Raw genomic sequence first — 23,614 nt, forward strand, 5'->3', positions numbered from 1 at the left:
CACATCGGTACGGGAGGGACCCTGCAGGCTCCCATCGAAGGGAGACACGTGAGTCCCCCTCAGATTGGCCGGCAAAGTGGTGGAGTCCACCGCAAAACCGTGGTTTTGACTGGTAATCAGCACCTGCCCCGACTCCAGATCCTTGACCGGATGGTTGGCTCCGTGGTGACCAAACTTCATCTTGAGGGTCCTGGCGCCGGATGCAAGCGCCAGAAGCTGGTGCCCGAGACAAATGCCGAAGGTCGGCACACCCCTGGCAAGAATTTCCCGGATCGCAGCAATCGCGTAATCACAAGGCTCAGGATCACCAGGACCATTGGACAGGAAGACCCCGTCAGGATTGAGCGCCAGAACCTCGGCTGCGGAGGTCTGGGCCGGCACCACCGTCAGGCGGCAGCCCCGTTCGGCAAGCATTCGCAGGATGTTGCGCTTGACGCCATAGTCAAATGCCACCACATGGAAGCGCGGATTTTCCTGGGTCACGTATCCCTTGTCGAGTTGCCACTCACCTTCTGTCCAGGGATAGGGCTGGACTGCGGAAACCACCTTGGCCAGGTCCATGCCAGCCAAACCGGGGAAAGCACGGGCTTGGGCCAGAGCAGTCTCGACACTGAGCTCGGCCACCGTTGCCGAAGTCATGACACACCCGCCCTGAGCGCCTTTCTCCCGGAGGATTCGGGTCAGTTTGCGGGTATCGATACCGGCAATGGCGACAATGTTTTCGGCCTTGAGATAGGCATCCAGGGTCTGCTCACAACGCCAGTTGGACGCAACCAGTGGCAGGTCGCGAATCACCAGGCCGGCGGCATGAACCTTAACAGCCTCGCAGTCTTCGCGGTTGATGCCGGTATTTCCGATGTGCGGGTAAGTGAGCGTGACGATCTGGCGACAGTAGCTCGGGTCGGTCAGGATTTCCTGATAACCCGACATGGAAGTGTTGAAGACCACTTCGCCCGTTGTCGCTCCGGTCGCCCCTATGCCTTTACCGTAAAACACCGTCCCGTCGGCAAGGGCAAGAATGGCGGGCGGGAAAGCTGACACGGCGAACTCCTCGAAATCGTGTGATTGGACAACTGACATGAGCAGGCGTGCTACACATGAAAAACGGGATCAGCCGCAATGGCCATCCCGCTCAGAAACTTTCCAATTATAGCCTGAAGCCACCCAGCGCAGCAAACTGACGTTAATCGGGCCAGGACCGGAGCGCACAAGCCTAAACCTTCTTGCGTGCCCGCCGGAGTACGGCGGCAAGACGGCCCAGCTCATCGAGAAGCTCAGGCAGATCGCGGCTAACGGCCCCGCCGTCCTCATTCTTGGCCGCACTTTCGACGCGCTGAGCCACGGCAACCACCGACGACGCGCTGAACACCCCCGCAGACCCTTTTAACGAATGAGCCAGGTTACGGATCGCCAGCCAGTCGTGCACCCGCAGTGCATGCTCCAGCGCCTTACGGTTGCGATCAAGATCCCCGAAGAACAAGGTGATTAATTGCTGTAGGGCAAGCTCGTCTCCATCAAGAAGCTCACGGGTTGCCGCAAGATCCGCCACTGAAACGTCGCCACTCCCATCACCGAAGGGCTCGCCCGGCACACAGTCTTCCATATCCTGATCCCCCTGCCCCCCCTCCATGACCCGCTCGATGACGCCATGAAGCTCACTTGGCTTGATGGGCTTGGCAATGTAGTCGTCCATGCCTGCAGTCAGGCACCTGTCCCTATCCCCCTGCATGGCATGAGCCGTCATCGCGATGATCGGCGTGGAATGCCACTGACCGCTTGCTGCCCAGCTACGACGAGCCTCCCGCGCACGGATCGCCTGGGTCGCCTCCAGCCCTCCCATGACGGGCATCTGGACATCCATGAAAATCAGATCGAAACGGCCCCGATCGAACCACTCAAGCGCCTCCTGACCGTTGGATGCCAGGGTGATCTTGTGTCCGACCTTCTCAAGCATCTTCCTCGCCACAGTCTGATTGACCGGATTATCTTCCACCAGCAGGATGTTCAGACGTCGCCCAAGACCCGGCAGCGGGGAGTCCATTGCCGATGTCTGTTCCGGCTGAAACTGGAGAAATGCATCATCCCCGACCATGGCGCCGCTCAGCGCCAGCCCCAGGGCATCAAGCAGATCCGAGCGAGCGAAGGGCTTGACGAGGCGAACTCCGATCTTGAGATGCTCACATTTCAGGGTTCCACTACGCTGACTGTGCGCATCCAGCATCATCACCAGTCGGTCCAGGCGAGGCCAACCCTTCAGGAAACGCTCAGCGAGGGCATACCCACCGGGCGGCGACATCCCCGCGTCCATGAGCACCCAGTCAAAGGGCGTCTCCGCTTTGGCCGCCCGAGCCAGGTGTTCCTCGACCACATCACCACTGGCTGCAGCCTCAACACCCACCCCGACCTCCACCAGCTGCGCAACAAGGCTGTCACGCAGAGCTGTGTTTCGAGCCGCCACCAGGGCCCGACGCCCACGGAAATCGGGCCCTGCCAGAGAGCGCCCCCCTTCGCCTGCCCCCAGACGGACTGCGAAACTGAATGTACTGCCAGCACCAGGCCGACTATCCAGTGTGATTTCTCCTCCCATCAGCTCGACGATGCGACTGCAGATAGCCAGCCCGAGTCCCGTACCGCCGTATTTCCGGGTCGTGGATTCATCAGCCTGGGAAAACGCCCCGAATATGGAGTCCTGCTTGTCTGCCGGAATGCCGATCCCCGAATCCCGCACCGCAAACTCGATGATGGGCTCGCCCACCTGTCCGCCCCGACACCTGACGGACACCTCCACTTCGCCCTGCTCGGTGAACTTGATCGCGTTGCCCACCAGATTGGTAAGCAACTGCCGAAGGCGGGTCGGGTCTCCGAGAAGGACGGGCGGCACATCTCTGGCCACATGATAGAAACACTCCAGCCCCTTCTGGTGGGCACGCAAGGCGAGGGATTTCATCGTATCGCCGAGGAGCTCACCTAAAGAGAACTCGACCCGCTCGAGGGTCAAATGCCCCGCCTCGATCTTCGAAAAATCGAGCACGTCATTGATGATCCTCAGCAGGGAATCTGCCGAACTCTTGACGGCATGAAGGTACTCACGCTGCTCATCGTCAAGACGGGTATCAAGGACGAGCTCGGTCATGCCGATGATTCCGTTCATCGGCGTGCGGATTTCGTGACTCATGTTGGCCAGGAAATCACTCTTCGCCCGGTTGGCCGCCTCCGCCTGCTCCTTGGCATGCAGCAACTCGAGCTCCCCGCTCCGGGAGTCGGACACATCCGCATAGGTGCCAACGATCCGGGCCCATCGCCCATCCTCTCCTTTCGCGGAGGCACGGCCACGCACCAGGATCCAGCGCCAGCCACCCTCCCGATGAGCCATCCGGAACTGGGTTTCAAAGCTGCCCAGCTCACCCCGCAGATGCGCACGCAACGACTTGCGACTGAGCTCCAGATCCGCAGGATGGATCAAAGGCAGCCAGACGCTGAAACGGTCATCCAGCTCTTCGGTTTGATACCCCAGGATCTGCCGCCAGTACAGATCCGTTACCAGCTTTCCACCTCTCAGGTCCCAGTCCCAGATCCCTCCTGTGGTGCTATGCATCACCAGTTCAAGGCGGTCCCTCTCTTCCTTGACCGCCCTGAGGGCTGCGTCACGCTCCCCGATCAACCTTTCCACCACTGCAAGCCAATCCGCAACGGAGGCAAGGGAGGGGGCCACGGGAACACCCGGGAGCCCTTCCGCGGCACGCGCCGCCAGAAGAGCCCTCAGGGCACGCCCGAGTTCGGCATCGGGCAAGGAAGATTCGACAACGTTACGTGTCACGGCGTCACTGGAGGCTCACCTGGGCAAGACAATAGTCCCGAGATTGAAGCAGCTACCTTGCTGAAGCGGGTAAAGGCAGGCTCGGGCTCCCGATCCTGCCCACTCCCCGTCCAGCACCACTACTTGAGGCCCAGAACATCCTGCATATCAAACAGGCCCGCCTGACGCCCGGCAATGTACCGGGCGGCGCGCAGGCTCCCCAGCGCATAGGGCATGCGACTTCCTGCCTTGTGCGTGATTTCGATCCGCTCACCGATCCCTGCAAAAAGCACCGTGTGGTCACCGACGATGTCCCCACCGCGTACCGTCGCAAAACCGATGGTCCGATCCTCCCTCTCACCCGTCACGCCCTCGCGACCGTAGATCGCACAGCTTTCCAGATCCCGCCCCAGCGCATCGGCCACCACTTCGCCCATGCGCAGGGCCGTCCCCGACGGAGCGTCTACCTTGAGCCTGTGATGGGCCTCAATGACCTCAATATCGTACCCCTCATGGAGGATGCGCGCAGCCATGTCGAGCAGCTTGAAAACCGCATTGACCCCTACAGCCATGTTGGGCGCAAATACCACGGGGATATCCGTGGCAGCCTCGGCTATGGCCGCCTTGCCCTCCAGGGTAAAGCCTGTCGTACCAATCACCATGCCACAACCGAGCTCCCGGGCAATCCTCAAGTGTTCGAGGGTCCCCTCGGGACGAGTGAAGTCGATCAGGCAGTCTGCCTGGGCAAGCCCGGCGGCGACGTCACTGGTGATGGTGACACCGCAGGGGGAACCGGCAAACTCGCCGGCATCGCGCCCGACGAAGGGGCTATCGGATCGCTCCAGAGCGACCGCCAGCACGGCATCCGTTGCCTTGAGGGTGGCTTCGATGAGCATGCGGCCCATCCGGCCGGAAGCTCCGGCAATGGCAATACGAACTTGGCTCATGGGTATTCCGGAAATCAGAAAATGAAACGATGACGAAAAGGCTCACTGACCCGAGGCTTCAGTGCCTGCCTGGGGCTGGACGTCCCCATCAAGACGGGAAAGCTGTCCATTTTCAAAAATGACCGTCAGGCGGCGCTCCTGGAGCGCCCCCTTGCCCGGCCAGAAGCGATACACGTAGTCCCAGCGATCCGCGTGAAAAACATCGGTCAGGAGAGGGACCCCGAGAACGAAACGCACCTGCTCGCGGGTCATCCCGGGCTTGAGCTGGGAGACCATCTCCTGGGTGATGTAGTTACCCTGACGGACATCAATCCGGTAGGGCTTGACGAAATCGACAAGGGCCGCACAGCCTGGCAGGGCCGCGGCAAACACAACAAAAACAATCAGATTGCGCATGGTGACTCGTAAGGGGCAGCCGGCCCCCGAACGACAGGCCGCATTCTCAATAGGGGCCAGAAACTATATCATACGGGGCTGGCCGGACCTCCGGCCCCCATTTCCAGTTTTTCGGGGCTCCCATGTCCAGCAACTCCCAGAACCTCAAGAACATCGGTCTCAAGGCAACGTTCCCCCGCCTCAAAATCCTGGACCTGTTTCAGAGCGCAGAACAGCGTCACCTCACTGCGGAAGATGTTTACCGGCTGCTCATTGCCGAAGACATGGACATCGGCCTGGCCACCGTTTACCGGGTACTCACCCAGTTTGAACAGGCCGGTCTCCTTGAGCGCCATCATTTCGAGTCCGGCAAGGCGGTCTTCGAGCTGAACGAAGGTCAACACCACGACCATCTGGTCTGCATGCAGTGCGGGCGGGTAGAGGAATTCTTTGACCCTCAGATCGAAGAGCGCCAGAACCGGATCGCCGAAGAACACGGCTTTACGGTCCGCGAGCACGCACTCTACCTTTACGTGGAGTGCACCAAGACTGACTGCCCCCACAAGTCCGGCTCTGCCGCCCAAAAATAGCCTTCGGCGGCCTTCGCCGTCCTTCCCGTGGAAGCATTCCTGACCTCAACTGCCCTGGTCGCCCTGGCTGAAATCGGCGACAAGACCCAGCTTTTGTCCTTTGTCCTGGCCGCCCGCCTGCGCAAGCCCTGGGCAATCATCGCCGGCATTTTCGTGGCAACCATCCTCAATCACGCCCTCGCTGGCTCGGTCGGGGTCTGGGTCGCCAATCTGATTCCTCAGACCTGGCTGCCCTGGATTGTGGGAGCGGTGTTCATCGTCTTTGGCCTATGGACGCTCAAACCGGACACCCTCGGCGACGACGAAGCACCCTCCGAGGTCCATCCGGCAGGCGCCTTCGTCACTACAACCATCGCCTTCTTCATCGCAGAGATGGGCGACAAGACCCAGCTCGCCACCGTCGCTCTGGCAGCCAACTTCGACGCGCTGGGCTGGGTGGTCCTGGGCACCACCATCGGCATGATGATTGCCAATGTTCCCGCCGTACTCCTGGGGGAAGGCCTGGCCAAGCGACTGCCTCTCACCCAGATCCGCTGGATCGCCGCCAGCGTGTTCGCACTGACCGGCATCCTGACCATCGCCACCGGCCTGAGTGCCTGATCAGCCTTTCAGGTCAAGCATTTCAGCGGCGTGGCGACGGGTGGTTTCAGTGATGTGAACACCCCCCAGCATGCGAGCGATCTCCTCGATCCGCCCGTTCTCATCCAGCACATTCACCCGTGACAGGGTCTGACCTTCCCGGCTTTCTTTGGCGATAGTCCACTGCCAATCCGCCTGGGCAGCCACCTGAGGCAGGTGGGTTACACACAACACCTGACGATCCTGCCCGAGCTGGTGCAGCAGCCGCCCGACGATTTCTGCCACACGCCCGCCAATACCCACATCCACCTCGTCAAAAAGCAGGGTCGGCGTCGCCCCATTACGGCTGGTGATGACTTGAATGGCCAGGCCGATGCGGGAAAGCTCCCCCCCGGAGGCTACCTTCGCAAGAGGACGCAGGGGCTGACTGGCATTGGCCGCCACCAGAAACTCCACGGTTTCCAGCCCACTGGGGCACCCCTCCTCAACAGGAAGCAACTGAATCGCAAAACGGGCCCCCGTCATGGCCAGGGACTGCATCGCCTCAGTGACCGCACCAGCCAGGTCGTCCGCCACCTGCCTTCTGCGGACAGACAAAGCCCGGGCGGATGCCATGAAGAGCTCCTTGGCGCCAGCCTCCTCTCGAGCCAGGGCCTCCGGATCCGCCTGACGGGTCAGCCGGACCAGGCGTGCCTCACTCTCCGCAAGAATACCGGGCAGACCTTCCGGAGCCACCCGGTATTTGCGCGCCATTCCCATCACGGCCTGGATGCGCTGATCGATCTCTGCCAGACGCTGGGGGTCGATATCGAGCCGATCCCGATACCGGCGCATGGCATGAGCAGCCTCATCCAGCTGAATGCTGGCGCTACTGAACAGCTCCTGAACGTCAGTCAATTGAGCGTCGTGACGCGCCATTTCGGCGACACGCCCCAGCAGCACATCCAGCTGGGGCAACACGGCATACTCTCCCTCGGCCAACCCGTCCAGCACAGACGCACTGCCTTCGATGAGGGCTGCGCCATGAGCCAGCCGGGCCTGTTCCTGATTCAGGGTCAACCACTCACCCTGATCAAAGGCAATCTCCCTCAACTCCGCCACCTGCCAACCGAGCATCTCCCGTTCCCGCTCGGTAGAAGACGCGCCTTCCTCCGCCGCCTCCCGGGCCCGGCGCAGGACAGACCACTGCCGATAGCGCCCAGCCACCTCCCTGGCCTGGACCACAAGCCCCCCATGGGCATCCACCAGCCCAAGCTGCGCATCTGCGCGCAGCAAGGCATGATGAGCATGCTGACCGTGGATGTCAGCCAGCCACTCTCCTGCCGCCCTCATTTGGGCCAAGACCACCGGCGTACCGTTCAGCCAGGCTTTGGAGCGGCCACCACTGTCGATGACCCGCCGGAGAATCACTTCTCCATCGCCCGCCTCCAGCGCCTGCTCCTCAAGCCAGACCTGGAGGGCGCCACCGGGTGGCAGGTCGAAGGTTGCGACGATCTCCGCCCGGGCCTGGCCAGCACGGACCACGCCGGACTCAGCCTTGCCTCCCAGCGCCAGGCCAAGGGCGTCCAGCAGGATCGACTTGCCCGCCCCTGTTTCACCGGTGAGGGCACCAAAGCCGGCGGAGAAGTCGAGCTCAAGGCGATCGACGATCACGAAATCGCGAATGGACAGATGACGCAGCATGAAGACAGGCAGGGGGCAGGGAAAAGACGACGAAGATCAAGTGTGACGGGGGGCGGAGCTCCAGTGGAGCTTTTCCCGGAGCATTGCAAAATAACTGTACCCAACCGGGTGAAGCAAACGCACCTGATGGGGTGACCGGGTAATCCGAACGGTGTCTCCCGCCCGGGTGTCGTAACGGGTCTGGCCATCGAAATGGACCCGGGAATCATGGGGCGGCAGCAGGATGATGTCGATGGTGCAGCTGTCCGGCAGCGTGATCGGCCGCGCGGTGAGGGTGTGGGGAAACATCGGGACAAGTGCAATACCCTGCACACTGGGGTGCAGGATGGGTCCATTGGCCGACAGGGCATAAGCCGTCGAACCCGTCGGAGTGGAGATGATCATGCCGTCTGAACGCTGGGTGTAGACGAATTCCCCGTCGATGCGCAGGTCGAACTCGATCATGCGTCCGAGCTCACCCTTGTGCACCACCACATCGTTGAGGGCCACCGTATGAAAGACCCGCTGACCACTGCGCAGCACCGCTGCATCCAGCAAGACCCGGGTCTCCTCGGTGTAACGCCCTTCGAGCACTTCTCCAACCCGTTCGAGGGCCACATCCCGGGAAATATCGGTCAGGAAGCCCAGTCGCCCCTGATTGACGCCTACCAGGGGCACACCAAACTCGGCCAGACGGCAAGCGCTGTTCAGCAGGGAACCGTCTCCCCCAAGCACTACGGCAAGATCAGCCTGGTTGCCGACTTCCTCATAGCTGGCCACATCAAATCCGGAAGTCAGACCCGTGGCGCTGGCCGTACCCTGCTCAATCATCACCCCGAACCCGAGATCCCGGATATGTTTTGCCAGACGCAGCACCGCTTCAGCCACTTCGGGGCTCTGGTACTTACCGATCAGTGCGATGGTTTTGAAGTCGGAAATCATGGAATGATTAAACCACATTATCCTACTGCACCGCATGACAGGAGGGCTTTCCGCAAGACGAAACGGAACCGCATGCTTCTCACGACAGCTCCCCTTCCCTAGAATCCATGGGTGTTACCGAATCCTTTGCCATGACCCCCCTCGATCAACGCGCCCAGCTCCTCCTCAAAACCCTGGTGGAGCACTACATCGCCGATGGCCAGCCCGTCGGCTCACGAGCCCTGTCCAAGGCTTCCGGACTCCAGCTGTCGCCGGCCACGATACGCAACGTGATGTCCGACCTGGAAGAGCTGGGCTTCATCAGCAGCCCCCACACCTCGGCTGGACGCATTCCAACCGCCCGGGGCTATCGATTTTTCGTGGACAGCCTGCTGAAGATCCAACCCCTGGCAGCACGCCAGCTCCAGGAGCTCAAGGGGCACATTCAGCCTGGCGAGCCCCAGCGCGTGATCAACGCAGCCTCCCAGTTGCTGTCCGGCCTGACCCACTTTGCGGGGGTCGTCATCTCCCCGAAGCAGGAGGCCCTTAAAATACGTCAGATCGAGTTTGTCAGCCTGTCCGACAAGCGGGTTCTGCTGATCATCGTCACCACCACCGGAGACGTGCAGAACCGGATCCTGTTTAGCAACCGCTCCTACAGCGCCTCCGAACTGGTCACTGCGGCCAATTACCTGAACCGGCATTTCGCCGGCCTGGCCTTTCCGGAAATCCGCAACCGCATCCAGGACGAACTCAAGCAGCTCCGCTCCGACATGACCGACCTCATGACCGCAGCAGTCGAAGCGGGCAGTGAAGCCCTGGAAGAGACCAGCAACACCTATGTCATCACTGGCGAGACCAATCTGCTGGACGCCGAAGACCTGTCCTCCAACATGGTCCGCCTGCGGGAGCTGTTCAAACTGTTTGAACAGAAGACCGGCCTGATGCAGCTCCTCGACATTTCCAATCGGGCCCAGGGCATCCAGATCTTCATCGGGGGCGAAAGCGGTCTCAGCCCCCTGGATGATTGTAGTGTGATCACCGCGCCCTACGAGGTGGACGGCCAACTGGTCGGTTCCGTCGGCGTGATCGGCCCCACCCGCATGGCCTACGAGCGGGTCATTCCGATTGTGGATGTCACCGCCCGCCTCCTCACCAGTGCCCTGTCGGGCCAGAACAACTAGCACTAGCCGAAAGCACCCCATGTCCCGATTCTGGCAAGAGCCGGCCTATACCCACGGCCAGCCCCCCCGTACCGGCATTCTGCTGGTCAATCTCGGAACCCCCGAGGCCCCCACCGCTGCGGCCCTGCGCCCCTATCTCAAGGAGTTTCTCTCCGACCCCAGAGTTGTAGAAATACCCAGGCTGATCTGGTGGCCAATCCTGCACGGGATCATCCTCACACTACGCCCGGCCAAGTCGGCCAAAAAATACGCCAGTGTGTGGACCGACGATGGCTCTCCCCTCAAGGTGCATACCGAAAAACAGGCCAAGTTGCTGGCTGGCTTCCTCACCCATGCCGGCGAGCGCGACCTGATGGTGCGCTGGGCAATGCGCTACGGAAAACCATCGATCCGTAGCCAGCTGGATGAAATGCGCGCAGCAGGCTGCACCCGGATCCTGGTCCTGCCTCTCTATCCCCAGTACTCAGCCAGCACGACCGCGACCGTGATTGACGAAGTCGGCAACAGCCTGCGTCACTGGCGTAACCTTCCGGAAATCCGTTATGTGCGCAGCTTTGCCGACGATCCCAGCTATATCCAGTCCCTGGCGGCGTCGGTCCGGGAGCACTGGCAGAAAAATGGCCAAGCAGAAAAGCTTGTCCTGAGTTTCCACGGAATTCCCAAACGCTCCCTGGATCTGGGCGACCCCTACCACTGCGAATGCCACAAAACCGGACGACTGCTGAGGGAGGCCCTGAAACTGCCGCCTGAGCGGGTCCTTGTCAGCTTCCAGTCCCGCTTTGGCAAAGCCGAATGGCTCAAGCCCTACACCCAACCCACCCTTGAAACACTCGCCGCCCAGGGACTCCAGTCGGTGGATGTGATGTGTCCGGGATTTACTTCGGATTGCCTGGAAACTCTTGAGGAAATCAACATGGAGTGCCGCGAGGCCTTCCTCCATGCGGGTGGCAAGCAGTACGGCTACATTCCTTGCCTCAACGAGCGGGATGACTGGATCAACGCCCTGACCCAACTGTCCCTGCGTCACCTCGGCAACTGGCTCGAAGAAGGCCGGGCCAAACCCGCAGAACTGGCAATCCAGGCTGAAGCAGCCCACAGAATGGAGACCAGGCCCCTGTGACCCCCTCCGCACCGCCCCCCTTTGCGCCGTGGAGAAAACCATGAAACTGCTGCTCCGCTGGCTTCTCAACGCCGTTGCGCTGATGCTCATACCGGAAGTGCTCAGTGCGATACGCGTGGAGAGCTACACCGCCGCGCTGCTCAGCGCCCTTCTCCTGGGTTTTGTGAACGCTATCATCCGGCCTCTGCTGATCCTCATCACCCTGCCGATAACCCTGCTGACCCTGGGACTGTTCACACTGGTGATCAATGCGCTCATGTTCTGGAGCGTGTCTGGACTGGTTGCTGGTTTCGTGGTCCCGGATTTCTGGGCTGCATTCTGGGGGGCCCTGACTTACAGCGTTTTGACCTGGCTGGTCAGCCTGGCGCTCAGCGACAAGGACTGATCGCCACGGCGCCGGGGTCAAATTGAAACAGTGAAACATCACTCCAGCAGACCCGTCTCAGGAAGCCCCGAACTTGAAAGAAACAAGAACGCCCCCAACTCCCGTACATCCTTTTCAGGAGCCCGTTTCACCATGAGCGACGCCCTCCTCGTGCCCTGTACCCACTGCCAGGCCCTCAACCGCATCCCCAAGGAACGCCTGGAGGACACCCCCACCTGCGGCCGCTGCAAGTCACCCCTTTTTGATGGCACCGTCCTGGCGCTGTCGGCACCGAATTTCGAGCTTCATGTATCGAAGAGCAGTCTGCCCTTGCTGGTGGATTTCTGGGCTCCCTGGTGTGGTCCCTGCCGCAGCATGGCCCCCGCCTTTGAAGCAGCGGCGGCCCGTCTGTCGCCCCATGTCAGGCTGGCCAAGGTCAATACCGAGGAACACCCGTCCCTGGCAGCCCGGTTCGGCATACGCAGCATACCCACCCTGATCCTGTTTCAGGATGGTAATGAAATTGTGCGTCAGGCGGGCGCCATGGGGGTGGAAGACATCCTGCGCTGGACCCGTCAGCATCTTGCCTGATCGATTCGCTGAAGGCCGATGACTCCCACGACTCAGTTGTCGACCAGCTGCAGCTCCATGCCAAAGCCACTGACCGTGATCTGCTCCGCCGGGGGACCGTTCTGGGACAAGGTTTGGTAAGCCTTGCCGAGTCGCCGAGCCACCACGGTGACCAGCTGCCGGCGAAACACGGACAGGCATTCGTCCGTTGCCAGGGATAGGGCTGAGGGATAGATCTCCAGGTACGCCAGCGTAGTGATCGCCACGGCCGTATGCATCTGGCGGCGGTCCTGGTCGTCCAGGTAAGCCAGTTCGCCGAAAACCTCGCCATAACCAAGCTCGCTGATCCTGCGACCTTCATAGGAGATTTCCACCCGCCCGTCGATCACGATGCCGAAACGCTGATCCGTATCGCCCTCCCGGACCAGGGCGGTATTCGCGTCCACCTTGCGCCAGCGGGAAATACGCAGGATCTCCCAGATTTCCACGTCCTCGAACTCGGTAAAGAAGGGCATCTTGCGCAACAGGGCGAAACGCGTGGTGTCCATCGGGATCGAGGTGTCGTCCAGGATGGTGTAACGGACTGCCGACAAATCCTTGGCAAAATCCGCGCCGTTCTTGTAGCGCGAATAAAGATCCTTCTCCAGAGCCTTGCGGATGACTGCATCCAGCTGCTCGGGAAGTTCGGAATTGATCTGGGATACCTGAGGCGGCTCGGTGTTGATGATCTTGTAGATCAGCTGGGCAGGATTCTTGGCCCGGAAAGGGAGCCGCCCGGTCAACATGTGGAACAACACGACGCCCAGGGAAAAGAGGTCGGTCTTCTGGTTGAGAGGATATCCCTTGATCTGCTCCGGACTCATGTAGGCGGGAGAACCCACCCCCATGATGAATGTGGAATCCGACCCACTCTTCTTGCTGATGTTGAGGGCGAGGCCGAAATCCGTGATCTTGATGTTGTCCCGGTCATCCACCAGAATGTTGGCGGGTTTGATATCCCGGTGCACGATGCCCTGCCGGTAGGCGTAGTCCAGCGCCATCGCCGACTTGAAGACCATGCCGATGACCCGGTGCAGGGGCAGCAAATTCTGAAAGTTGCAGTATTTTTCCAGCGTATCGCCAGGAAAGTACTCCATGACCAGGTAGGCATAATCCTTTTCCACCTGAGCATCAAAAATCTTGATGATATTGGGGTGGTCCAGGCGCCGGGATACATCCATTTCGGCCCGCAACAACTTGAGCAGACGCCGGTTCCACTTGGCCTCGTCCCGGGCCCGGTCATCGAACCGAATGAGCTTGAGGGCCACAGGCTCCGGGTATTGGGGATGCTCGGCGAGATAGACGGTCGCAGTTGCCCCACGTCCAACCTCCCGGATCAGCCGGTACTTGCCGATTTGTTCAGGTGTCTTTTCCATGCCTGGTTTACGTCAAATCTGCCCGCATGATGACCTGTGCCATCGCCCCATTACGGGATTTAAAAATTCTTGCTCAAAGGGACTGCCCGCAAAAAACGGGAACTTCGCCCTTGAAATCTTATCCCGTGCCCCCAGTTAAAGCGAGTCAAAAAAGGAGCCTTTACCCATGCAAGACCAGAACACCCCCCTGAGCCCCGAAGACAAGGTCGCACCGGAGCTGGTGGAGAGCGTCGCCGAAGCGGGCTCCAGCCAGGAAAACCCTGGCACGCCCCCCCCTGTGGACACCACGCCCAGTCTTGAGGAGCAACTGAGAGCGGCCGAGCTCAGGGCGGCCGAACACCACGATGCCTGGCTGCGCGCCCGTGCCGAGGTCGAGAACGTGCGCCGCCGGGCTCAGGACGACATTGGCAAGGCAAGCAAATTTGCCGCCGAGAAATTTGCCACCGCCATGCTGCCGGTGAAGGACAGCCTGGAAGCAGCCCTGGCCATCGAGAATGGCAGCCTGGAAAACCTTAAGGAAGGTGTCGAACTGACCCTCAAGCAACTCACGGCAGCCTTCCAGAGCGGCAACGTCGCTGAAGAGAACCCCATCGGCACCCGGTTCGATCCCAACAAGCACCAGGCCATCTCCGCCATTGAAGCCGACGGAGAACCCAACACGGTGATCACCGTGCTGCAAAAGGGTTACCTGCTGAACGAACGGGTCATCCGGCCGGCCCTCGTGGTGGTATCCAAGGCCAAAACCAGCGCTTGAAACCCGCCACGGCGCCCCCATATTCATCGACAAGCCAAGGCACGGGACACCCGCGCCACTGACCAACAGAATTGAACTGAAGGAAAACTCATGGGCAAGATCATCGGCATCGACCTCGGCACCACCAACAGCTGCGTTTCCGTAATGGAAGGCGGCAAGCCGAAGGTCATCGAAAACTCCGAAGGTGCGCGCACCACCCCGTCCGTCGTGGCCTACGCCGACGATGGCGAGATCCTGTGCGGCGCCCCGGCCAAGCGCCAGGCCGTCACCAACGCCAAGAACACCCTCTACGCGATCAAGCGTCTGATCGGTCGCCGCTTTGAAGAGAAGGAAGTACAGAAGGACATCGATCTGATGCCCTTCACCATTGCCAAGGCCGACAACGGTGACGCCTGGGTCGAAGTCCGCGGCAAAAAAATGGCACCGCCGCAGGTGTCTGCCGAAGTGCTGCGCAAGATGAAGAAAACCGCCGAAGATTATCTTGGCGAAGAAGTGACCGAAGCGGTCATCACCGTGCCAGCCTACTTCAACGACAGCCAGCGCCAGGCCACCAAGGACGCCGGCCGTATTGCCGGCCTGGACGTGAAGCGCATCATCAACGAACCCACCGCGGCGGCCCTCGCCTTCGGCATGGACAAGAAGCCGGGTGACTCCAAGGTCGCCGTGTTCGACCTGGGTGGCGGCACCTTCGACGTGTCCATCATCGAGATCGCCGACATTGATGGCGAGCACCAGTTTGAAGTGCTGGCCACCAATGGTGACACCTTCCTGGGCGGCGAGGACTTCGACCAGCGCATCATCGATTACATCGTCACCGAGTTCAAGAAGGAACAGGGCGTCGACCTCAAGAACGACGTGCTGGCCCTCCAGCGCCTGAAGGAAGCCGCTGAAAAGGCCAAGATTGAGCTGTCTTCCGGCCAGCAGACCGAAATCAACCTGCCCTACATCACCGCCGACGCCACCGGTCCGAAGCACCTGGCACTCAAGATCACCCGTGCCAAGTTCGAATCCCTGGTCGAGGATTTGATCGAGCGCACCATCGCACCCTGCCGAGTAGCCCTCAAGGATGCCGGCGTCAAGGTCTCCGACATCGACGACGTGATCCTGGTCGGCGGACAGACCCGCATGCCCAAGGTCATCGAGAAGGTCAAGGAGTTCTTCGGCAAGGACCCCCGCCGTGACGTGAACCCGGACGAAGCCGTCGCGGTCGGCGCCTCCATCCAGGGCGGTGTGCTCCAGGGTGAAGTCAAGGACGTGCTGCTCCTCGACGTCTCCCCCCTGTCCCTCGGTATCGAAACCCTGGGCGGCGTGATGACCAAGCTGATCCAGAAGAACACCACGATCCCGACCAAGGCATCGCAGGTCTTCTCCACCGCGGATGACAACCAGTCCGCCGTGACCATCCATGTGCTGCAGGGCGAGCGCGAGATGGCCTCCGGCAACAAGAGCCTCGGCCAGTTCAACCTCTCCGACATCCCGCCGGCACCGCGCGGCATGCCGCAGATCGAGGTCACCTTCGACATCGACGCCAACGGCATCCTGCACGTCTCCGCCAAGGACAAGGCCACCGGCAAGGAAAACAAGATCACCATCAAGGCCAACTCCGGCCTGTCCGACGAGGAAGTCGAACGCATGGTGCGTGACGCCGAGGCCCACGCCGAAGAGGATAAGAAGGCTCACGAACTGGTGGATGCCCGCAACCAGCTCGATACCCTGGTTCACTCGGTAAAGAAGGCGCTCGCCGAACACGGCGACAAGATCGGCGACGACAAGGCCAAGATCGAAACTGCCATTGCCGAAGCCGAGGAAGCGATCAAGTCCGGCGACAAGGCCGCCATCGACGCCAAGAGCGAAGCGCTCGGCGCCGTCAGCCAAAAGCTGGGCGAGCACATCTATGCCCAGGCCCAGGCCGAAGCAGGTGCAGCCGGTGGGGCCGGTGCTGGCGCATCCGCCGGTGGCAGCAAAGCCAACGACCCGGACGTGGTGGATGCCGAGTTCACCGAAGTGAAGGACAAGAAGTAAGCCTCAGAAAAGCCCAGTCGCTGAACTGAAACCCTCCGGCCGAGCCATGCCGGTGCCTCGCGCACCGCTCGGCTCGGCCTTTCCACAAGATAGCCAGAGCACCCAACCATGGCGAAACGGGATTTATACGAGATCCTCGGCGTCAATCGTGACGCCTCCGAGGACGAACTCAAGAAGGCCTACCGCAAGCTGGCCATGAAATACCACCCGGACCGCAATCCGGACAACAAGGAAGCAGAGGAAAAATTCAAGGAGGCCAAGGAGGCCTACGAGATCCTCACTGACGCCAACAAGCGCGCTGCCTACGACCGCTATGGCCACGAAGGTGTCAACCCGCAGATGGGCGGTGGTGGTGGCCAGGGCTTTGACGGCTTCGCCGACGCCTTTGGCGACATCTTCGGGGACATCTTCGGTGGCGGCGGTGGGCGTGGCGGACGCTCAAATGTTTATCGAGGCGCAGACCTCCGTTATAACCTGGAGATCACCCTCGAAGAAGCCGCCCGCGGCGCCGAGAAGACCATCCGCATTCCCGCTCTGGAGGAATGCGACACCTGCCACGGCAGCGGCGCCAAGCCCGGCACCCAGCCCAAGACCTGCCCCACCTGCGGCGGCGCCGGTCAGGTGCGGATCCAGCAGGGCTTCTTCTCGATCCAGCAGACTTGTCCCAAGTGCCATGGGAGTGGCCGGATCATCCCCGAGCCCTGCACCTCCTGTGGCGGCGCCGGCCGGGTCAAACGTCAGAAGACCCTGGAGGTGAAGATCCCTGCCGGCATCGACAACGGCATGCGCCTGCGCCACAGCGGCCATGGAGAGCCGGGAGTCAATGGGGGTCCCCCAGGGGACCTGTATGTGGAAATCCACATCCGCCAGCACCCGGTCTTCCAGAGGGATGGCGACGACCTCCACTGTGAAATGCCCATCAGCTTCACCACTGCGGCACTGGGCGGTGAAATCGAAATCCCGACCCTGGATGGCGCTGCCAATATCCGCATCCCGCCGGAAACCCAAAGCGCCAAGGTGTTCCGCCTGCGGGGCAAGGGCATCAGGAACGTGCGCAGCGGTGCGCCCGGCGATCTGATGGTTCATGTGATCGTCGAAACGCCGGTAAAACTGACCGAGCGCCAGAAAGAGCTGCTGCGGGAATTTGACGAAATCGCCTCCAGCAACGCCGAGCGTCACAATCCGAAAGCAAACTCCTGGATGGACAAGGTGAAGGATTTCTTTAGTAACTGAACCGTTCCAGTTGCCCTGGTGCTGTCCGTCAGACGGGCCATTCCGGATTGGAATGGCCCGTCGTTTCATGGAGACCCTGTTCTTTCTTTTGTCCTATACTCGTGGCCGCTTCGCCCTCCACTACAAAGGAATAAAGGGAACCATGTCCATCCACTCCATCAAATCCCGGCTGGCGGCTCTGGGAACCGGACTGCTATTGACGGTGATGCCCGCCGCCCAGGCGGCAGATCCCGGCATCACGGATACCACGATCACCCTCGGCATGTCCGCCCCGCTCAGCGGACCCAGCGGGATTTACGGGAAGGAGCTCAAGGAAGGGGCGCTCGCCTACTTCAACCAGCTCAACGCCAACGGCGGGATTAACGGCCGCAAGGTGGAGCTGATTGCCCTGGACGACAGCTATGAAACCGAAAAGACGGTTGCCAATACCCGCAAGTTAATCCACGAGGACAAGGTCTTTGCGCTGATGGCCTACTATGGGTCGTCCCCCACCACAGAAGCCATGAAGGTTTTTTCTGAAGCCAAAGTTCCGCTTGTGGGCACCATCAGTGGCGCAGGCAGCCTGCGCACACCCGTCAATCGTTACATGTTTCACCTGCGAGCCAGCTACGCCGACGAAACCGAGGCCATCGTCAATCACATGGTTGGCCTGGGCATCACCCAGATCGCCGTGTTCTACCAGAACGATGGCTTCGGAAAATCCGGACTCGAAGGCGTGGTGGCCGCCCTCGCCCGTCACAAGCTCAAGCCGGTCGCTGCCGGCTCGGTGGAACGGAACTCCCTGGACGTATCGACAGCCGTCAGTCAGATTGCCAAGGCCAACCCACAGGCTGTCATCATGGTGACCCTCTACAAACCCACCACAGTCTTCGCCCGCCAGCTTCGAGCGATGGGTCAGATGCCCCAACTCACCACCCTGTCCCCCATCGGTGCTGATGTGCTGATCACCGAGATGGGCCCCAAGGAGGCCCACGGTATCGGTATTTCTCAGGTCATGCCCTATCCCTGGAACGACACCATTCCTCTTGTACGGGAGTACCAGAAAGCCCTGCAGGCCTACGCCAAGGGTAGCAAGTATGGCTACTATGGGATCGAGGGGTATATCAATGCCAGGCTGGTAGCGGAGGCTCTCAAGCGTACCGGGAAGGATCTTACCCGGGAGCGGCTGGTCAACACTCTGGAAAACGGAGCCTTCGATATGGGAGGCTACAAGCTCAACTACAGTTCCACCAGCCACAACGGTTCCCGCTTCGTGGACCTGACCGTGATTGGACGTGAAGGAAAAATCCTGCATTGAGTGAAAGGGTCGTCCCCAAGGACGAGCCTTTCATGAGCGAATACCTGGCAGCGGGACCTCAGGCCCGTCGCCAGAGGGTTCCCTGAGGCGTATCCTCCAGCACGACACCCTCTGCCAGCAGCTCAGTCCGGATGCGATCGGCCTCTGCGAAATCCCTGGCTTTCTTGGCAGCGATACGCGCAGCGATCTTCGCCTCAATGCTTCCGGCCCCCTCGCCTCCCTCGTCATCACCTCCCTGCAGGAAAGCGGTCGGATCCTGCTCGAGCAAGCCCAGGACACGGGCGAGCGCCTTCAGTTGTCCGGCCACCTGGGCAGACCGGCTACGGTTTGCTTCGTTTGCCAGATCGAACAGCACCGAGAAGGCCTCGGCCGTGTTGAAATCATCGTCCATGGCGGCCCTGAAACGGACCGCCGGAGGCGAGGACCAGTCAACCTCTGACTCAACAGGCGGCACGTTACGCAGCGCGGTGTACAGACGCGACAGGGCACTGCGGGCATCCTGCAGATGGGCGTCGGAATAATTGAGAGGGCTCCGGTAGTGGGCGCGCAGAATGAAGAATCGCACTACTTCCGGTGCGTACTCCTTTAGCACGTCGCGAATCGTGAAGAAGTTGCCCAGACTCTTGGACATCTTCTCGTCGTCAACCCGGACAAAACCGTTATGCATCCAGTAGTTTACGAAACTGCACTGGTGGGCACCCTCGCTCTGGGCGATCTCGTTCTCGTGGTGAGGGAACTGGAGATCGGCGCCCCCGCCATGAATGTCGAAATGCTTGCCCAGCAATTCTGAACTCATGGCGGAACACTCGATATGCCAACCCGGACGACCTGCGCCCCAGGGGGAGCTCCACTTCACCTCCTCCGGCTCTTCGGGACGGGCATGCTTCCAGAGGACGAAATCCAGCGGATCGTGCTTGCCGCCAGCCACCTCAACCCGTTCGCCTGCCCGCAGTTCATCCAGGGACTTGCCGGACAATTTTCCGTAGCCCTCGAACTTGCGGACCGAATAGCACACATCTTCGTTGGCCGCCTTGTAGGCAAGGCCCTTCTCGACGAGGGTGGTGATCAGCCTCTGCATCGGCTCGACGAACTCGGTGGCACGGGGTTCGTGATCCGGGCGCAACACCCCCAGGGCGTCCGCATCCTCATGCATAGCAGCAATGAACCGGTCGGTCAGCACCCGGATGCTCTCGCCCTTTTCCTGGGCCCGCTTGATGATCTTGTCGTCGATGTCAGTGATGTTCCGGACATAGGTCACATTGAAGCCGCTGGCCCTCAGCCAGCGGGCCACCATGTCGAAAACCACCATCACCCGGGCATGGCCGAGATGGCAGTAGTCGTAGACCGTCATGCCACAAACGTACATGCGGACCCGGCCGGGCTCGATGGGAACGAACTGCTCCTTCTTTCGGGAAACAGAGTTGTGAATTTTCAACATGGGGAACGCCGCGAGGAAAACGGTGGAGAGTCAAGGACCCGAATCAAGACGAATCAGCTGGCACCGGGGCGGAAAACCGCTCACGCGTGGCCGGGGTCAGAGCTTCTTGGTAAAATGAATGTACGTTTCATTCACACCGAACACACCCACCACCGCGTGCCCGTGCGCGCCGGCGAATAATATCACATGTCAAAACGAGTCCTGGCCGCCTCCCTGCTCCTTGCGAGCCTGACCTGCAGCCCGCTTGCCAGCGCGGCAACCCTCCAGGAAATCCAGGCGCTCGTCCGGCAGGGGCAGTTGCCCCAGGCCCTGGAAAAAACGGATCAGATGCTCAGCTCCAGACCACAGGACGCCCAGTTGCGGTTCCTGCGCGGGGTGGTGCTGTCCGAACTGAACCGTCCGGCAGAAGCCATAACGATTTTCCAGAAACTCACCGAAGACTTCCCGGAACTGCCGGAACCCTACAACAACCTGGCCGTGCTCTACGCCCAGCAGCGCCAGTATGACAAGGCACGCACCGCCCTGGAACGGGCCATCCGGACCCATCCGAGTTACGCCACAGCCCACGAGAATCTGGGCGACATCTACGCACGCCTGGCCAGCCAGGCCTACGACAAGGCCCTGGCCCTGGACTCGTCCAACCAGGTTGCACAGAGCAAGCTGGCATTGATCCGCGAGATGATCTCGGTCGGCGGCAAAACGGCTCGCCCGGCGGGGAGCGCTGGTGGGGCAACCCCAGGTTCCGCCGCAAAGCCAGTCGAGGCACCCGTGCTCCCAGCACCGCCGGCACAGATCGTCGCAAAGACCACTCCGCCCACCGGAACAGTGCCGCACGCGCCCCCTCCCGCGGTCAGCACGTCCGTCACCAAACCAATCACAGTCCCCCAGACGCCCAGCGTTTCCCCAACGCCCCCCCTGGCAGAGCCCAAGACAGCAGCCAAACGCCCCGAGCCCAAGGAAGGTGCTCCCTCCCAGAACATTGCTGTTATCCGCTCCGTCACCCAGTGGGCTGCAGTCTGGTCCCGCAAGGATGTAAAAGCCTACCTGGGTCATTACGCCCGGGATTTCCAGCCCCCGAAGGGAATGAACCGCAAGGCCTGGGAAGAAGAACGCAGCCAGCGTCTGACCAAACCAGGCGCGATCCAGGTGGAACTGGAAAACATTCAGGTACGTGACGTCTCGGCGGGCAAGGCCACCGTCAAACTCCGCCAGCACTACCGTTCAGCCAACCTCAACACTTCCTCCAACAAGACCCTCATCCTCGTGAACCAGGACGGCCAGTGGCTGATCCAGCAGGAGAAGGTCGGCGGCTGATGGTGCTCCTGAAGGCAGTTCTGCTGCGGGGTCTTGCCGCGGCCCTGGCATGCACCTCACTCCTTGCCCTCGGCGCCCAGAGTGAGAGGGCCACACCCAGTCCGGACGCGGCCCTGGCGTCGGTCTTCCGGGACATCGAACAGGGGCGCCTGGAGCAGGCCCTGGCAGGTGTGGATGCGCTCCTCGCTGCCTATCCCAATTTCCGCCTGGCCCACTTGATCCGGGGTGACCTGCTGCTGGCCCGAACTCGTCCCCTGCATACCTTTGGCAGCCTGTCCGATGCGCCCGAGGAGAAAGTAGCCGATCTGCGTGACGAGGCCATGGTCCGCCTCGAAGCCTATCGGCACCGTCCACCGGAAAATTACCTGCCACGCTACTTGCTCCGGATGGAGCCCTCCCAGAGATATGCCCTGGTAGTGGACGCCCGCCGCTCACGCCTGTACATCTATGAAAACGATGAGGGACGGCCCCGCTTCGTGACGGATTATTACGTCACTCAAGGCAAACTCGGCGCGGAAAAAATGCGGGAAGGAGACAAACGCACCCCAGTAGGGGTCTATCATGTCACCGCTCATCTGGCCCGTCAGAAACTTTCCGACTTCTATGGCAGCGGCGCATTCCCCATCAGCTACCCCAATGAGTGGGATCGGCTGAATGGGCGGGATGGGCATGGAATCTGGCTGCATGGAACTCCCAGCGACACCTACTCCCGCCCTCCCCGCGCGTCGGACGGCTGCGTCGTTCTTGCCAACCGGGACCTGGAAGCCCTGTCTCCGTATCTGCAGATCGGTGTGACGCCTGTGATCATCAGCAATGCGGTCGAGTGGCTGAGTCTGGAAGACTGGACCGCAGAAAGGGACAACCTCAACCGCCAGGTTGAAAACTGGCGCAAGGACCTGGAAAGCCTCGACGTTGAGCGTTATTTGTCTCACTACTCGCGGAGCTTCCGCAGTGCCGAAGGTGATTTCGCGCAGTGGGCCCGTCAGAAGCGCCAGATCGCCAGCGCCAAGACCTCAGTCAAGGTCGAACTCAACAGGCTCAGTGTATTCCGCACCCCAGGGAGGCAGGACCTGGTGGTGATCACCTTCGAACAGGAATACCGCAGCAACACCCTTTCCCACGTACTGAAGAAACGCCAGTATTGGCAGAAGGAAGGCCGACGCTGGAAAATTGTCTACGAAGGCCTGGCCTGACCCACCGCCGATCCCGCACCCTATCCAGGAGACTCCATGAAGAAGACTCTCGTCGCCGCAGTTCTGGGCGCTCATGCCTTGCTGTCTGTCGCTGCCAACCCACAGGTTGAAATGAAGACCAGCGCCGGCACCATCATTATCGAGCTGAACCAGGAGAAGGCTCCCAAGACTGTGGCCAACTTTCTCGAGTACGTGAACACGGGCTTTTACGAGGGCTTGATCTTTCACCGGGTGATCAACGGTTTCATGGTTCAAGGTGGCGGCATGAACACCAGGATGGAAGAAAAGACCACCCGCGCGCCGATCGAGAACGAAGCCAAGAATGGCCTCAAGAATGAGGCAGGCACCATTGCCATGGCACGGACTCAAAACCCCCATTCGGCCTCGGCCCAGTTCTTCATCAACCTGGAGGACAACCGGGCCCTCAACTATCCGTCGCCGGACGGCTGGGGCTACGCCGTCTTTGGCAAGGTGACCCAGGGAATGGACGTCGTCCGCAAAATAGGCAACGAACCAACCACGACCCGCGGTTTCCACCGGGACGTGCCTGCGACACCGATCATCATCCAGTCCATCCGCCAGCTACCCTTGGTCAAATAAATTCCCGGGGCCACCGGCCCCGTTTTTCCCATCACCCCAACAGGAGTACCACCCATGGCTGTCAAACTCGTTACCAATCACGGCGACATCGTCCTCGAACTCGATGCCGACAAGGCTCCCGAAACCGTCAAGAATTTCATTGCCTACGTAGAATCCGGCCACTATAACAACACCATTTTCCACCGGGTGATCAACGGCTTCATGATCCAGGGTGGCGGGTTCGAACCGGGCATGACCCAG

General features: G+C 60.8%; 22 protein-coding genes. 14 read left to right on the top strand and 8 right to left on the bottom strand.

All coding sequences use genetic code 11. From position 1 onward, the window contains the following. From carA to PHD22_RS09620, 4 genes are all read right to left on the bottom strand, one after another. The coding region (gene carA / locus PHD22_RS09605) for a glutamine-hydrolyzing carbamoyl-phosphate synthase small subunit (RefSeq protein ID WP_366520715.1) at window positions 1–1,080 on the bottom strand (1,080 nt) is incomplete at its 3' end. Between the two features lie 133 nt (window positions 1,081–1,213). Next, window positions 1,214–3,817: a PAS domain-containing hybrid sensor histidine kinase/response regulator gene (locus PHD22_RS09610; protein ID WP_299865632.1), complete on the bottom strand. Its 2,604-nt coding sequence runs from the start codon at window positions 3,815–3,817 to the stop codon at window positions 1,214–1,216. A 119-nt stretch (window positions 3,818–3,936) separates the two neighbouring features. Beyond that, the gene (dapB, locus tag PHD22_RS09615) at window positions 3,937–4,743 is read right to left on the bottom strand and encodes a 4-hydroxy-tetrahydrodipicolinate reductase (protein ID WP_299865635.1); all 807 of its coding nucleotides are present in this window, start codon (window positions 4,741–4,743) and stop codon (window positions 3,937–3,939) included. Between the two features lie 42 nt (window positions 4,744–4,785). Beyond that, on the bottom strand, window positions 4,786–5,139 hold the full coding sequence (locus PHD22_RS09620; protein ID WP_299865638.1) for an outer membrane protein assembly factor BamE: 354 nt from the start codon (window positions 5,137–5,139) through the stop codon (window positions 4,786–4,788). A 122-nt stretch (window positions 5,140–5,261) separates the two neighbouring features. Here PHD22_RS09620 and fur point away from each other — a divergent pair, with 122 nt between their 5' ends. Beyond that, window positions 5,262–5,708 carry a ferric iron uptake transcriptional regulator gene (gene fur, locus PHD22_RS09625; RefSeq protein WP_299865640.1) on the top strand — a complete coding sequence of 149 codons (447 nt, stop codon included), beginning with the start codon at window positions 5,262–5,264 and terminating at the stop codon, window positions 5,706–5,708. 27 nt (window positions 5,709–5,735) lie between these two features. Further along, window positions 5,736–6,308: a TMEM165/GDT1 family protein gene (locus tag PHD22_RS09630; protein ID WP_299865643.1), complete on the top strand. Its 573-nt coding sequence runs from the start codon at window positions 5,736–5,738 to the stop codon at window positions 6,306–6,308. Here PHD22_RS09630 and recN read toward each other — a convergent pair whose 3' ends face one another. Together recN and PHD22_RS09640 are read right to left on the bottom strand one after the other, a co-directional pair. Then, window positions 6,309–7,970 carry a DNA repair protein RecN gene (gene recN, locus PHD22_RS09635; protein WP_299865646.1) on the bottom strand — a complete coding sequence of 554 codons (1,662 nt, stop codon included), beginning with the start codon at window positions 7,968–7,970 and terminating at the stop codon, window positions 6,309–6,311. Between the two features lie 36 nt (window positions 7,971–8,006). After that, entirely contained in the window at window positions 8,007–8,891 is an 885-nt protein-coding gene (locus tag PHD22_RS09640) for an NAD kinase (protein WP_299865691.1), read from the bottom strand. A 131-nt stretch (window positions 8,892–9,022) separates the two neighbouring features. Here PHD22_RS09640 and hrcA point away from each other — a divergent pair, with 131 nt between their 5' ends. The 4 genes from hrcA (at window position 9,023) to trxC (ending at window position 12,129) form a co-directional block, all read left to right on the top strand. Further along, on the top strand, window positions 9,023–10,054 hold the full coding sequence (gene hrcA / locus PHD22_RS09645; protein WP_299865648.1) for a heat-inducible transcriptional repressor HrcA: 1,032 nt from the start codon (window positions 9,023–9,025) through the stop codon (window positions 10,052–10,054). A gap of 19 nt (window positions 10,055–10,073) precedes the next feature. Beyond that, window positions 10,074–11,174, top strand: a complete 1,101-nt coding sequence (gene hemH / locus PHD22_RS09650; RefSeq protein ID WP_299865651.1) for a ferrochelatase — start codon at window positions 10,074–10,076, stop codon at window positions 11,172–11,174. Between the two features lie 40 nt (window positions 11,175–11,214). Beyond that, entirely contained in the window at window positions 11,215–11,559 is a 345-nt protein-coding gene (locus PHD22_RS09655) for a phage holin family protein (protein ID WP_299865654.1), read from the top strand. 132 nt (window positions 11,560–11,691) lie between these two features. Beyond that, on the top strand, window positions 11,692–12,129 hold the full coding sequence (gene trxC, locus PHD22_RS09660; protein WP_299865657.1) for a thioredoxin TrxC: 438 nt from the start codon (window positions 11,692–11,694) through the stop codon (window positions 12,127–12,129). 32 nt (window positions 12,130–12,161) lie between these two features. Here the strand turns inward: trxC and PHD22_RS09665 are convergent, their stop codons facing one another. Beyond that, the gene (locus tag PHD22_RS09665; RefSeq protein WP_299865660.1) at window positions 12,162–13,523 is read right to left on the bottom strand and encodes a serine/threonine-protein kinase; all 1,362 of its coding nucleotides are present in this window, start codon (window positions 13,521–13,523) and stop codon (window positions 12,162–12,164) included. A 166-nt stretch (window positions 13,524–13,689) separates the two neighbouring features. Between PHD22_RS09665 and grpE the strand changes: the two genes are divergently transcribed. The 4 genes from grpE (at window position 13,690) to PHD22_RS09685 (ending at window position 18,829) form a co-directional block, all read left to right on the top strand. After that, window positions 13,690–14,277 (top strand): nucleotide exchange factor GrpE, encoded by a 588-nt coding sequence (grpE, locus tag PHD22_RS09670; protein ID WP_299865663.1) that lies wholly within the window; start codon window positions 13,690–13,692, stop codon window positions 14,275–14,277. A 90-nt stretch (window positions 14,278–14,367) separates the two neighbouring features. Next, window positions 14,368–16,299, top strand: coding sequence for a molecular chaperone DnaK (gene dnaK, locus PHD22_RS09675; protein WP_299865666.1), 1,932 nt, complete (start codon window positions 14,368–14,370; stop codon window positions 16,297–16,299). Window positions 16,300–16,407: 108 nt separating this feature from the next. Further along, on the top strand, window positions 16,408–17,532 hold the full coding sequence (dnaJ, locus tag PHD22_RS09680) for a molecular chaperone DnaJ (protein ID WP_299865669.1): 1,125 nt from the start codon (window positions 16,408–16,410) through the stop codon (window positions 17,530–17,532). 52 nt (window positions 17,533–17,584) lie between these two features. Then, complete coding sequence (locus PHD22_RS09685; RefSeq protein ID WP_299865672.1) at window positions 17,585–18,829, top strand: ABC transporter substrate-binding protein; 1,245 nt, start codon at window positions 17,585–17,587, stop codon at window positions 18,827–18,829. 58 nt (window positions 18,830–18,887) lie between these two features. Here the strand turns inward: PHD22_RS09685 and cysS are convergent, their stop codons facing one another. Further along, window positions 18,888–20,267 (bottom strand): cysteine--tRNA ligase, encoded by a 1,380-nt coding sequence (gene cysS / locus PHD22_RS09690; protein WP_299865675.1) that lies wholly within the window; start codon window positions 20,265–20,267, stop codon window positions 18,888–18,890. Window positions 20,268–20,453: 186 nt separating this feature from the next. Here cysS and PHD22_RS09695 point away from each other — a divergent pair, with 186 nt between their 5' ends. The 4 genes from PHD22_RS09695 to PHD22_RS09710 all read left to right on the top strand — a co-directional run. Continuing rightward, on the top strand, window positions 20,454–21,581 hold the full coding sequence (locus PHD22_RS09695; protein ID WP_299865678.1) for a tetratricopeptide repeat protein: 1,128 nt from the start codon (window positions 20,454–20,456) through the stop codon (window positions 21,579–21,581). Beyond that, entirely contained in the window at window positions 21,581–22,774 is a 1,194-nt protein-coding gene (locus PHD22_RS09700) for a L,D-transpeptidase family protein (RefSeq protein ID WP_299865681.1), read from the top strand. The genes PHD22_RS09695 and PHD22_RS09700 overlap by 1 nt, the downstream gene beginning before the upstream one ends. A gap of 36 nt (window positions 22,775–22,810) precedes the next feature. After that, window positions 22,811–23,374 carry a peptidylprolyl isomerase gene (locus PHD22_RS09705; RefSeq protein WP_299865684.1) on the top strand — a complete coding sequence of 188 codons (564 nt, stop codon included), beginning with the start codon at window positions 22,811–22,813 and terminating at the stop codon, window positions 23,372–23,374. 54 nt (window positions 23,375–23,428) lie between these two features. Next, a partial coding sequence (locus PHD22_RS09710; RefSeq protein ID WP_299865687.1) for a peptidylprolyl isomerase occupies window positions 23,429–23,614 on the top strand: 186 nt, incomplete at its 3' end.

Source organism: Zoogloea sp., from assembly GCF_028693495.1.
In the GTDB taxonomy this organism is placed as follows: Bacteria; Pseudomonadota; Gammaproteobacteria; order Burkholderiales; family Rhodocyclaceae; genus Zoogloea.